At 65.5% G+C, this 11456-nt stretch carries 11 protein-coding genes; 5 read left to right on the top strand and 6 right to left on the bottom strand.

The window, feature by feature from the left end; translation table 11 throughout:
• Position 1: 1 nt before the first annotated feature.
• From rpsR to alr, 3 genes are all read right to left on the bottom strand, one after another.
• The gene (gene rpsR, locus DESPIG_RS11665) at positions 2-265 is read right to left on the bottom strand and encodes a 30S ribosomal protein S18 (protein ID WP_006008972.1); all 264 of its coding nucleotides are present in this window, start codon (positions 263-265) and stop codon (positions 2-4) included.
• The gene (gene rpsF, locus DESPIG_RS11670) at positions 265-567 is read right to left on the bottom strand and encodes a 30S ribosomal protein S6 (RefSeq protein ID WP_040370053.1); all 303 of its coding nucleotides are present in this window, start codon (positions 565-567) and stop codon (positions 265-267) included. The genes rpsR and rpsF overlap by 1 nt, the downstream gene beginning before the upstream one ends.
• A 220-nt stretch (positions 568-787) precedes the next feature.
• On the bottom strand, positions 788-1915 hold the full coding sequence (alr, locus tag DESPIG_RS11675; RefSeq protein WP_040370055.1) for an alanine racemase: 1128 nt from the start codon (positions 1913-1915) through the stop codon (positions 788-790).
• Positions 1916-2076: 161 nt separating this feature from the next.
• On the opposite strand from alr, the gene tgt reads away from it, so the two are divergent.
• The 4 genes from tgt to DESPIG_RS11700 all read left to right on the top strand — a co-directional run bounded on the left by tgt (position 2077) and on the right by DESPIG_RS11700 (position 6958).
• Positions 2077-3213, top strand: coding sequence for a tRNA guanosine(34) transglycosylase Tgt (tgt, locus tag DESPIG_RS11680; RefSeq protein ID WP_006008977.1), 1137 nt, complete (start codon positions 2077-2079; stop codon positions 3211-3213).
• 114 nt (positions 3214-3327) lie between these two features.
• Positions 3328-4947, top strand: a complete 1620-nt coding sequence (locus tag DESPIG_RS11685) for a GGDEF domain-containing protein (protein WP_006008980.1) — start codon at positions 3328-3330, stop codon at positions 4945-4947.
• Between the two features lie 347 nt (positions 4948-5294).
• Positions 5295-6224: a GTPase Era gene (era, locus tag DESPIG_RS11695; protein WP_006008984.1), complete on the top strand. Its 930-nt coding sequence runs from the start codon at positions 5295-5297 to the stop codon at positions 6222-6224.
• Positions 6225-6232: 8 nt separating this feature from the next.
• Complete coding sequence (locus DESPIG_RS11700; RefSeq protein WP_006008985.1) at positions 6233-6958, top strand: YggS family pyridoxal phosphate-dependent enzyme; 726 nt, start codon at positions 6233-6235, stop codon at positions 6956-6958.
• Positions 6959-7180: 222 nt separating this feature from the next.
• Here DESPIG_RS11700 and DESPIG_RS12985 read toward each other — a convergent pair whose 3' ends face one another.
• The 3 genes from DESPIG_RS12985 to DESPIG_RS11715 all read right to left on the bottom strand — a co-directional run bounded on the left by DESPIG_RS12985 (position 7181) and on the right by DESPIG_RS11715 (position 9320).
• The gene (locus tag DESPIG_RS12985; RefSeq protein WP_050760338.1) at positions 7181-7789 is read right to left on the bottom strand and encodes a hypothetical protein; all 609 of its coding nucleotides are present in this window, start codon (positions 7787-7789) and stop codon (positions 7181-7183) included.
• Between the two features lie 73 nt (positions 7790-7862).
• Positions 7863-8378, bottom strand: a complete 516-nt coding sequence (locus DESPIG_RS13365; RefSeq protein WP_006008990.1) for a DUF134 domain-containing protein — start codon at positions 8376-8378, stop codon at positions 7863-7865.
• Between the two features lie 156 nt (positions 8379-8534).
• Positions 8535-9320, bottom strand: coding sequence for a TrmH family RNA methyltransferase (locus DESPIG_RS11715; protein WP_006008992.1), 786 nt, complete (start codon positions 9318-9320; stop codon positions 8535-8537).
• 113 nt (positions 9321-9433) lie between these two features.
• Between DESPIG_RS11715 and DESPIG_RS11720 the strand changes: the two genes are divergently transcribed.
• Positions 9434-11077: a lytic transglycosylase domain-containing protein gene (locus tag DESPIG_RS11720; RefSeq protein WP_006008994.1), complete on the top strand. Its 1644-nt coding sequence runs from the start codon at positions 9434-9436 to the stop codon at positions 11075-11077.
• Positions 11078-11456 lie beyond the last annotated feature (379 nt).

Below are 11456 nucleotides of genomic sequence, written 5' to 3' on the forward strand. Positions count from 1 at the left end.
CTTAGATCATGCTCTTTTTCTTGACGGTGGAATCATGCGTGGCGGTGTAGATGAGCAGGGCCATCTGGCGGGCACGCTTGATTTCGCGGGTCAGCAGACGCTGATGGTGCGCGCAGGTACCGGTGATGCGGCGGGCGATGATCTTGCCGCGTTCGGTGATGAAGTCGCGCAGGATGTCAGGGCGCTTGTAGTTCAGGGGCAGATCCTTGTCCGCGCAGAAGCGGCAGAACTTGCGACGGGGGGCAAACTTCTTCTTGAAAGCCATTACGCGACCTCCACTTCTTCAGCCAGTTTGACGGTCACGAACTTGAAGATGCCGTCGGTGATGCGCACGTTGCGTTCCAGTTCGGCCACCAGTTCGGCGGGAGCCTGGTACACGAGGCGCACATAGTAGCCGCGCATCTGCTTGCGCACGGGGTAGGCCAGATCGCGCATGCCCCAGTGATCCACTTCTTCCATCACGCCGTTTTCGCGTTCCACCACGCCGGTCAGGGCGGTCAGGATGCCCTCACGGGTCTCGGCGGACAGCTCCGGCGAAAGGAGGAGCAGGGTTTCAAATTTCCGCATGGTTATCTCCTTTTGGACTGACAGCCCGTACCCCTCTGGTACGAGCAAGGGAAGACGCTCTATAGCCGCAAGCAGCGCGTCTGTCAAGTTTTTGGCCGCAAAAGCGGCGGAAAAATCTTTTGGGGAGCGATCGCGGGGCCGTTCCGCCCTTCGTCACGGGTGGGGCGGGCTTGCCCGCATGTCCGGGACGGATGCCGTATGCCGGGTACCGCGCGCCGGCCTACTTGTGGTACACGCGCGGGCTGCCCTGGCCCAGCAGGCAGAGCAGCTCGTACGAAAAGCCGCCGCAGGCTTCGGCCAGCTCGTCGATGCTGACGGGCGTCTCGCCCGGTGCGGCGGGGCCGCCCAGCAGCCAGGCCAGGTCACCGGCGTGGGCCGGCAGGCCCGTGACGTCGATCATGAACATGCCCATGCAGATGCGGCCCACCTGGGGCGCACGGCGGCCGTTGACCAGCACGTGGATGCGGCCGGAGGCACCGCGGGGATAGCCCGTGGCATAGCCAGCGCCCACCACGGCCACGCTCATCTCGCGCGGCGCGATGAAGGTCTGGCCATAGGAGATGCCTTCGCCGGGCTTGAGGTGACGCACCTGCAACAGGGGGGCGCTCACCTCCATGACGGGTTCCAGGCCCGCGCCGCGTCCTTCCCAGGCCGTGCCCCGGAAGGGGTTGCCGCCGTAGAGCGAGAAGCCCGGGCGGCAGAGTTCGAAGCGGCTCTCGGGCCAGCCCATGGTCCCGGCCGAGTTGGCCAGGGAACGCTTGAGGGACGGGTAGGCCGCCCGCAGGCTGTCGGTCATGGCCGTGAACTTTTCCAGCTGGCGGCGGGTGAAGGCCTCCTGTTCCGGCATGTCGGCACAGGGAAAGTGCGAGACGGCCAGGGAAGGCTTGAGGCCGGGACAGGCGCGCAGGCGCTCCAACAGGGCCGGGATGTCTTCCGCGCTGAAGCCCAGGCGGCTCATGCCCGTATCCAGCTTGATGGCCACGCCCCAGGGATCGGCCGGGCTGCTCAGGGCGGCGGCCTTTTCCAGGGCCTCGAAACCGGTGATGAGGGGCGTCAGGCCGCAGGCATTGGCCTGTTGCCAGTCTTCGTCGTTCTGGCAGCCCAGCAGGGGCAGGATGGTCTGGGCCAGGCCGTCCTGGCGCAGGCAGATGCCCTCCGCCACGGTGCCCACGGCAAAATGGCGGGCGCCGGCGGCGTCCAGGGCGTGGGCCACTTCGGTCATGCCGTGACCGTAGGCATCGGATTTGATGACAGGCATGAGTCTGTCGGGCCGGCCCATGCGGCTGAAGTTGCGGACAAGGGCTCCCAGGCGGATATGACAGCGGGAAGGGGTGAATGTGCAGCTCATGACGGCTCCTCGGATGAAAAACAGGGAGGCAGCATAGCAACATTGCCCGGCAGGCACAAGGAAAGTCTGCCGTGATCCCGGCAACGGCCGGGTTTCACAGGCAAAAAATCCCGGCTCCGGACGGCTTGTCTTTCCGCGCCCATCCGGCTAGTCTGCCCGCCATGACACAATCCGTCTATACACTCGAACACAGCGACAATGCGGCCCGCGCCGGTCAGGTGCGCACGGCACACGGCGTCATCCCCACCCCCATCTTCATGCCCGTGGGCACCGTGGGCTCGGTCAAGGCCATCGCGCCGGACGATCTGGCCGCCATCGGCGCGCCCATCATCCTGGGCAATACCTACCACCTTTACCTGCGTCCCGGTGACGAGCTGGTGGCCCGGCACGGCGGCCTGCACGGCTTTGCCTCCTGGCCCGGCGCCATCCTCACCGACAGCGGCGGCTTCCAGGTCTTCAGCCTGAGCTCCCTGCGCAAGATCCGGGAGGAAGGCGTGGAGTTCCGTTCCCATCTGGACGGCTCCAAGCATCTGTTCACGCCCGAGAGCGTGGTGGGCATCCAGCGCAACCTCAATTCCGACATCATGATGGTGCTGGACGAATGCGTGCCCTATGGCGCGGACTATGCCTATACGGAAAAGTCCCTGGCCCTGACCACGCGCTGGGCCCTGCGCGCCCGTGCGGCCTATCCGCAGGGCAGCGGCCAGAACCTGCTGTTCGCCATCACCCAGGGCGGTTTCTTCAAGGATCTGCGCAAACGCTCCATCGAGGAACTGTGCTGCCATGATTTCGACGGTTTCGCCATCGGCGGCCTTTCGGTGGGCGAGAGCAAGCACATGCTCTACGACTTCATGTACGAAGTGGCGCCCCAGCTGCCCAAGGACAAGCCCCGCTACCTCATGGGCGTGGGCACGCCCCTGGACATCGCCCACGGCATCAACGCCGGTATCGACATGTTCGACTGCGTGCTGCCCACCCGCAACGCGCGCAACGGCACGCTCTATACCTCGCTGGGCAAGGTCAACATCAAGCGCAAGGAATACGCCGAGGACGACAGCCCCCTGGATCCGGCCTGCAACTGTTACACCTGCCGGACCTTCTCCCGTGCCTATCTGCGTCATCTGTACGTCAGCAAGGAGCTGCTGGCCTTCCGCCTCAATTCCCTGCACAACCTGACCTACTTCCTCAATGTGGTCAGGCAGGCACGCCAGGCCATCCTGGAAGACCGTTACGCCTCCTTCCTGGCCCATATGGAAAGCCTCTATCCCGATGAGGCGGCCCAGGGACGGGGACTGTGATAACAGTTTCTGATAACAGCCCGGCAGAACAGGAAAATATCGTAAAGTTGATTTTTTATATCAATTTTGGGTAGGATGGCGGCACTCCCTGTATCCGAACTCAAGTGAGGGACCATGTCCTTTCCTACTCACTCCGCGCCCTGCTTTACCTGGCATCTTCCGACGGACAGTCTCGTCTTTTGCGCACCGGCCCTGCTGTTGCTGGGGCTGACGCCGGAGACGGCGCCGCGGACCATGGCGGATTTCCTGGACCGGCTGCCGGAACCCCAGCGCCATTTCCTGCAACGCCAGCGCCAGATGGCCCTGACAGGGAAGGCGCCGGGCTGCCTGAGCTGTTCCTATACCTACAACGGCCGGCATATCCGCGAGGACCTGAACATCATCCAGTGCGATGCAGAGGGCAGGCCACAGACGATCCTCGGCACGTTCGACCTGCGGGATGAGGTCTCCCTGCCGGTAGGAGAAGACGGCGGCTACTGGACCTATATCAGGAAGGAAGGGGAGCTGCTGCTGGACGCCCGCTGTGCCGGTCTGCTGGGGCTGGCATCCGGGGCAGGGCCCCTGGACAGGGCCTCCCTGCGCCGTCTGCGCCGACTCTACCGGGCGGCGGGATCGCTGGCGCGTTTGCGCCGCTGGCTGGACATCCCCCTGTGTTCGGGGCGGCAGAGCCTGTTGCTGATGCCTTCCCGCTCCGAGGAGCTGCCGCTGCTGCTGACGGCTTCGGTCCTGCATCGGGACAGGGAAGGGCGTGCCCTGGTGGTATCGGGCAGCCTGGCGCCTTTCCTGGCGGGCAAGGCCGCTCCCGTGGGCGGTGCCGACCGCCTGCTGCTGGCCATGGATGCCTGCAGCGACGGTCTCTGGGACTGGGACGCCACCACCGGCAAGGTCTATTACAGCCAGAACTATCTGTCCATGCTGGGGCATACGCCTGAGACCTATCCCGCCGAACTGGATTCCTGGGTGCGTTCCGTGCACCCTGACGATTACGAGAAGACCGTGAACATGCAGATGCGGGTCGCGGCTTCTCCCGCGGAGGGGGACGCTTTTTCCTGTACCTACCGCATCCGGCGGGCCGACGGCTCCTGGCTGTGGGTGCTGGGGCGCGGCTGTGTGACCAGCCGGGACAGTCAGGGACGGGCCCTGCGCATCGTGGGCATGCATACGGACATCAGTTCTCTCCAGCATGACCGCAACGTGCTGGAAAAGAAGATCCGTCTCGATCCCCTGACCGGCGTGTACAACCGCTACCATCTGGACGGGCTGCTCCAGCAGGTGCGCAAGGACAGGGGCCCCCTGAGCGTCCTCATGGCCGATGTCAACGGCCTGAAGATGATCAACGACCATCTTGGGCATCATACCGGTGACGAATTGCTGCGTACCGCGGCGCAACAGCTTTTGAAGCATATCCGGCAGGAGGACTGCCTTGCCCGCCTGGGTGGGGACGAGTTCGTGATGGTGCTGTCCTGTCCCTGCGATGTGGTGCGCGAACGGCTGTCCACCATCCGCAAGGCCCTGGACGCCTGGAATGCCGCCGGAGGCCTGCCGCTGGAGCTTTCCTTTGGCCTGGCGGGCTCTGATGACGGCTCCGTGGCGCCCGAGATACTGCTGCGTCAGGCCGATGCCCGCATGATGGAGGAGAAGAAGCAGGTGCGGGCCGCCTCCCATGCCCGCATCCGGGCCTGGCTGGAAGCCCGTACGGGCCGGAAGGTCCCTGTGGACGATCCCCGGCTCTAGTCCGTTGTCTCCGTGAGGCCGGTGCTCCGGCCATATCCGTACGGCGTGCACGCCTCTGTCTTGCGGCCGGGCCCCTCTGCCGGGGCTGGGCTGCGCTCTTCCTGCGCCGCTTCCTCCGCCTGTCCTTTCCTTTGTGGCATGAGGGATCGCCGGGCCGCCTCCCTGTCCGGTCCGGTGGCATCGTTCCCTCGTGCCGCTCTCCGTTGCCGCTCCGTCATCCGCCGCCGGCCTGTGACGGGCTCTCCTCATGCGGTCGGACGGCCTCCCCGCGCTTGACCAGGCGCGCCGGATATGGGAGACAGGGCTCAGACACTCATTTTTTCATTACATATATACGAGGAAAACCAATGAACGGTCAGAATTACCGTTGCGGCTGGGTCGCGCTCATGGGGCCGCCCAATGCCGGCAAATCGACGCTGCTGAACGGGCTCATGGGCCAGAAGGTGACTATCGTCACGCCCAAGCCCCAGACCACCCGCAACCAGATCGTGGGCATCCTGACGGACGATGATGCCCAGGCCATCTTCATGGACACTCCCGGCCTGTCGCAGGTGCGCGGCCGCCTGAGCAAGACCATGATCCAGGCCGTGTGGCAGAGCCTTGGCCAGGCCGACGTCATCATGCCCGTGCTGGACGCCCACCTGTACATCCGCCATCCCGAATACCTGGACCGTGACCTGGCTCCCGTGGCCGAGGCCCTGGCCAGTGACGAGCGCCCCATGGTGGTGGTGGCCAACAAGGTGGACCTGTTCGCCGACAAGAGCCGCATGCTGCCCCTGCTGACCCGTCTCAACGAGATGTGGCCCCGCGCCGAGATCTTCCCGGTGTCGGCCCTGAACAAGGACGGCCTGCCCGAGCTGGCCAAGCTCATCAAAAAACAGCTGCCCAAGGGCATCGCCCAGTTCCCCGAAGACCAGATCTCCACCGCGCCGGTGCGCTTCATGGCCGCCGAGATCGTGCGCGAGAAGCTCTTCCTGCACCTGCGTCAGGAAGTGCCCTACGGCATCGCCGTGGAAGTGGAGAACTGGGACGAAGATCCCGAACGTGAGCAGACCATCATCCACGCCGTCATCTATGTGGCCCGTCCCATGCACAAGGGCATGGTCATCGGCCGCGGCGGCTCGGTGCTGAAGCAGGTGGGCATGGAGGCCCGTCAGGACATCCGCGAGCTCATCGGCGGCAAGGTGCATCTGGAACTGTGGGTCAAGGTCCGCGAGAACTGGACGGAAGACACGGCCTTCCTGCGCGAGCTGGGCATGGGGGCCGAATCCCTGTAGAGGAAAGCATGATGGATGATTCCGCCTTGCGTGAGCGCTATCATTCCGTGCTGGAGCGGCTGGGCGAGGCCATCGCCCGTGCCGGCCGCAAGCCGGAAGAGGTGCGCCTGATCGCCGTTTCCAAACTGCATCCGGCCGAGGACGTGGCCTGTGTGGCCGCCGCCGGACAGGTGGATTTTGGCGAGAACTATGTGCAGGAGGCCCTGCAGAAACGGCAGGATCTGGTGGCCCAGCCCCAGTGCCGTGACATCCGCTGGCACATGATCGGTCATGTGCAGAGCCGCAAGGCCGCCCAGGTGGCCGGGGCCTTTGCCCTGGTGCATACCCTGGATTCCGTCAAGCTGGCCGACGCCCTGGAAAAGCGCGCCGCCGCGCTGGGCGTGGTCCAGCCCGTGCTGTGCGAGATCAATGTGGGCGAGGAGCCCCAGAAAGCCGGCATCATGGCCGATGCCCTGCCCGAACTGGCGGAGCATGTGCTGGCGCATTGCCCCCATCTGGAGATGCAGGGGCTCATGTGCCTGCCGCCCGTCTTTGACGCGGGCGAGGCCGCACGGCCCTACTTTGCCCGTCTGTACCGTCTGCGCGAGGACATGCGGGCGCGCACCGGCCTGCCGCTGCCCCATCTTTCCATGGGCATGTCCGGCGACTTTGCCGCGGCCGTGGCCGAAGGGGCCACCCTGGTGCGCATCGGCACGGACATTTTCGGTCCCCGTCCGCCCAAGGTCCCCGCGTAACGGACCATCACGATGATATGAGAGGAGCCTGTCACCGACAGGCTCCTTTTTTGTGCGTGTGGCCTGAGTGGCCAAGGTGATGCCCTGCGGCCTCGTTTCGTGAGGAGCAGGGGACAGGTCCCATGGTGTCCCCGGGCCTTTGCTCTTGCGTCTTGCCGCGCGATCGGACCCGCAGGGCAGGTCCGCCCTGCCGGGGAGCGCAGCGATAGCCGGCGGGGAAGATCAGGAGTGCCGGGCCTCCCATTCCAGCAGGCAGGCCCCCAGAGGCAGCGCCTGATGGAGGAACCCTTCGCGGCTCGTCTGTGCGGGGTCATAGGTCAGCAGGGCGGAGCCGGTGACGGCGTTGAACGTGGCATCCCGGATGCCGGTCCCCTCGCACAGCAGGCGGTGCAGGGCCTCGAACGTGCCGCTTTCCCGGAACAGGGGATGGCGCAGGCGGACACGACCGTCGCTGAAATGGTGGATGCTGCCCAGCAGGGCACGCATGGCGGCTTCCATGTCCGCACTGTCCACAGCCGTCGAAGCCGGGGAGCCTGCGGGCAAGGCCCGCACGTCGATGGTCTCCGATCCGGCATCGTGTGCTGATGCGGCGGGCAGGAAGGCGCGTACGGTCTCGCCCACGGTAGTCTGGCGCTGCAGGAGCCCGGTCAGCAGTCCATCGAGGGACGGCGGGTCCGTCTGGCGGCAGCCCTTGCCGCCTCCCATGCCTTTGCCTGCGCCACCGCCCTTGCCGCTGCCCAGCCCCTGGCTGATGGTCTGTAAAAGGCCGCTGCCGGCCAGTCCCTTGCCTGCCATGCCCAGCAGGCCCATGCCGAGTTTCGTCCAGAGCATGTCTGTCGCTCCTTTGCGCCGCCCCTGTACGGCATCATGCCGCCTGCGCCGGTGTGCGTCGTCGGACCGGAAATCAGCGTGATGTCCGGCCTCTCCTGCCATGTCCAAAGCCGTGCCCGCCACAAGGCCGGGCAGGGGAACACGGTGTCTCTGCCTGCTCCGCCGTCCCGGGCGTCCGCGTCGCCCCGTCGCACTGCTGCCCGTGTCCACCGTGATAGCCCTGATCTCCAGCATGGTCCGGGCGGCGCAGGCGCACTGGGCCGCCCTCCACGACCAGGGGCAGTCCCCGGGTCAGGGCATGGGCCACACGCCGACGGGCTTCGGCCAGCAGTCGGCAGAAGGTGGGCGGGGAGATCTCCATCTGCCGGGCGGCCTCTTCCTGCGACAGTCCTTCGGCATCTGCCAGGCGCAGGGCTTCCAACATGTCCAGGCCCAGTCTCATGGCGGGGGCGTCGCTTCCTGTTTCAGGAAGGAAACGTCGGCAACAGGGCTCGGCAGTGATGCGGCGTAGTTTTTGCGGTCGCATGGGACATCCTTGATTTGAAATATATTTCAAAATACCGCCGTGAGCAGGGAAGTCAAGACGCATGCGGCGGAGGGGCCTTCCCGCCGACAGGGGCAAAAAACAAGGGAGCTCCCGGCGGGACCTCCCTTGCCGGCCGCGCTGTCGGCGGCCTTTCCTGTTGACGCTTGTTGGCGCCCAAGCTATTTTTCCCCCAGCATGCGGCGCAGGGGCTTGTGTTCGTTATCCTTGGCGGCGCATGGCGGCCAGGCCCAGCAGGATGGCGCCTGCCTGGGCCACGTTGAGCGAATCGAACTTGCGCGCCAGCGGGATGCGCAGCATCCGGCCGCAGCGTTTGGCCACACCGGGGCGCAGGCCCTTGTCTTCATTGCCCAGCACCAGCACGGCGGGCAGCTGCATGGCGTGTTCGAACGCGTCGGCGGCGTCAGGGCCGCAGCCCGCGCCGTAGATGCTGAACCCCGCCTCTTCGGCTTCGTCCAGCGCATGGGCCAGGTTGGTCACCCGGGCCACGGGCAGGCGCTCCAGGGCACCGGCAGCGGCGCGATGGGCCGCGGGGCCCAGATAGGCGCTGTTGTGGCGGGGCAGGATCACGCCCGCGCCGCCCAGGGCATACAGGGTGCGGCACAGGGTGCCCACGTTGCCCGGATCCTGGACCTGGTCCAGGGCCACCACCAGCGGCAGGGGCGCTTCGGCCGCGGCCTGCAGCACGTCCGCCAGATCACGGAAATCCGTGGCCGTCAGGCGCGCCACAACGCCCTGATGGTTGAGCGGGGCGGCCTCGTTGCCGTTTTGCTGGGCGGCCTCGCGGCAGAGCCTGTCCAGGGCCGCCTGATCCACAAGACTGAAGCGGACGCCGCTTTGGCGGCACAGCTGCTGCACGTCCTGGGCATCCCGGGTACGCAGGCCTTTTTTGCAAAAGACGAGGTCGATGCGTTGGGGGTCGGTCCGCAAAAGTTCCAGCACAGGCTTCATGCCCGGCAGGAGCGGGGTCTCGGAAGTTTGATTCATGGCGTCTCCATGATTGGGGGCGTTGTTACTGGGAGGGACCGGGAAGAGGTCCCGATCCGTTTTTGTGTACGCAGCTTCCCGGCACATGGCAAGCCGGGGGCACGGGAGTAAGCATGTTCTTTCCTGATTGGTCCGGCAGGGGCCGCGCACGTCTGGGGGTGCTTTGTGTTCTGGCCTTCTGTCTGTTGCTGGCGGGCGGCTGCGGCAGCAAACAGAAAAAAGGACAGCCCCTTTCCATGCCGTCCCTCATCATCCCTGGCGACGAGGGCGGCGAGCCTTTGACCCCCACGGAACTGGCCGCCTTCCAGAACACGGCCCGCATCGACCGTGACATCCACAAGGCCTCCATGCCGGACGTGGTCCTGCAATACAAGCACTTCCTGCGCAAGGGGCGCGGGACCATGAGCGTCTTTTCCCGCAATGCCGAGCCCTATCTGGGTTATGCCCGCAAGGTCTTCCGCTCGCGCGGCATGCCCGAAGAGCTGGCCTATCTGGCCCTGGTTGAGAGCGGCTACCGTCCCGATGCGGAATCCCGTGTGGGGGCCCTGGGCGCCTGGCAGTTCATGCCCTATACCGGCATGAAGTACGGCCTGACCCAGGACTGGTGGCTGGACGAACGTCTGGACCCCTACCGCGCCACCGAAGCCGCCGCCGACTATCTCCAGAAACTGTACGGGGATTTCCGCGACTGGCCCACGGCCATCGCCGCCTACAATGCCGGTGAGGGCAAGATGAGCCGTGCCAAGGAAGGCACGGGGGCCCGAAATTTCTATGAAGTGGTGGAGCGCAACCACAAGCTGGACGAAAAAGCCCGACTGCGGCCCGAGACCGTGCAGTATGTGCCGCGCTTCCTGGCCATGAGCAAGATCATGCGCAACCTGCCCCAGCTGGGCTTCACGCCCGTGGATCAGGACAAGCCCGCTCCGGTGCGTCGTCTGACGGCCCGCCCCGGCACCGACCTCATGGCCCTGAGCCGTGCCTGTGGCCTGAGCTGGGAAAGCTTCCAGGGCTACAACCTGCACCACAAGCGGACCATCTCGTCCACCGAGCGTTCCACCTTCGTCTATGTGCCGGTCCAGAACGAGGCCCAGGCCCAGGCGTTCCTGCGTTCGCCGTCGGCCTCGGCCTTTGCCAACTGGCGCCCCACCAAGGTGCAGACCTCGTCCGACTCCTTGGCCCGGATCAGCAAGCGCAGCGGCGTGCCCCTGGAACGCATCCAGGCCGCCAACCCCGAAAAGAAGAAGATCTACGCCGGGGATACCCTGCTGTTGCCGCGCGGCGTGCCCATGTCGCCTTCGGCCGTGGCCGCGGCGGACGGGACGCCCTCGCGGAAGGAGCGTTCGTCCGGCCGGGACAGGCAGGAACGCAGCAGGTCCGAACCTTCGGGCGGCGTCTATGTGCTGCGGCCCAACGATACCCTTTACGGCGTGGCCCGGCAGTTCGGCGTTTCGGTCAGCGATCTGCAGGCCTGTAACAATATCGACGACCCCAGCCAGTTGCAGGTGGGCCAGCGCCTGACCATCCCCGGCAAGGGCGGCGCCGCGGCGTCGCGTCCGTCTTCTTCCGAGCGGCAGGGCTCGCCGAAGGGCAAGGCCTCCCGTGCCTCCCGCACCAGGACCTATACCATCCAGGCCGGTGACAGCCTGTGGGGCATCGCCCGCAAGAACGATGTCTCGGTGGAGGACATCAAGCGCTGGAATGACGGGATCGATGCCCAGAACCTGCGCGTGGGCAGTACCCTGATCGTGGGGGACTAGGACCATCAGCCATGACAGGCCGGGAAGGGGAGACCTTTCCCGGCTTTTTTCATGCTTGGGGAGAGCTACCGGATATGGGGCCGTGGGGATGCTCGCTGTCTGGGGAAAGGGGGCGGTCCCGGAGGGCGCACTGCCATGGGCTGGGAGAGAGGGGGATGCGGGCCAGTCAGGGCTGCAGTGCCAACACTTTGCCGTCGTCTGGATCGCCTGGAGTCTGTGGCTGGAGACATTACCGGACTATCCACACCGGCGTGCATGTAGCCTTTGGGACGTGGGACAGCATGTCGCCTAAAAAAATACGAACATTTTTTTGTGTTTTTCCGGTGTGTTGATTGAACAATCAGTCAGCAGGGGGCAAAACCATAAATTTTTTTGCGGG

The organism is Desulfovibrio piger ATCC 29098 (assembly GCF_000156375.1).
Classification (GTDB): Bacteria; Desulfobacterota; Desulfovibrionia; order Desulfovibrionales; family Desulfovibrionaceae; genus Desulfovibrio; species Desulfovibrio piger.

Bases quoted from the DNA above. Each gene is read 5' to 3' on its own strand.
- rpsR (WP_006008972.1), bottom strand. From the start codon at position 265: ATGGCTTTCAAGAAGAAGTTTGCCCCCCGTCGCAAGTTCTGCCGCTTC.
- rpsF (WP_040370053.1), bottom strand. From the start codon at position 567: ATGCGGAAATTTGAAACCCTGCTCCTCCTTTCGCCGGAGCTGTCCGCC.
- alr (WP_040370055.1), bottom strand. From the start codon at position 1,915: ATGAGCTGCACATTCACCCCTTCCCGCTGTCATATCCGCCTGGGAGCC.
- tgt (WP_006008977.1), top strand. From the start codon at position 2,077: ATGACACAATCCGTCTATACACTCGAACACAGCGACAATGCGGCCCGC.
- DESPIG_RS11685 (WP_006008980.1), top strand. From the start codon at position 3,328: ATGTCCTTTCCTACTCACTCCGCGCCCTGCTTTACCTGGCATCTTCCG.
- era (WP_006008984.1), top strand. From the start codon at position 5,295: ATGAACGGTCAGAATTACCGTTGCGGCTGGGTCGCGCTCATGGGGCCG.
- DESPIG_RS11700 (WP_006008985.1), top strand. From the start codon at position 6,233: ATGATGGATGATTCCGCCTTGCGTGAGCGCTATCATTCCGTGCTGGAG.
- DESPIG_RS12985 (WP_050760338.1), bottom strand. From the start codon at position 7,789: ATGCTCTGGACGAAACTCGGCATGGGCCTGCTGGGCATGGCAGGCAAG.
- DESPIG_RS13365 (WP_006008990.1), bottom strand. From the start codon at position 8,378: ATGCGTCTTGACTTCCCTGCTCACGGCGGTATTTTGAAATATATTTCA.
- DESPIG_RS11715 (WP_006008992.1), bottom strand. From the start codon at position 9,320: ATGAATCAAACTTCCGAGACCCCGCTCCTGCCGGGCATGAAGCCTGTG.
- DESPIG_RS11720 (WP_006008994.1), top strand. From the start codon at position 9,434: ATGTTCTTTCCTGATTGGTCCGGCAGGGGCCGCGCACGTCTGGGGGTG.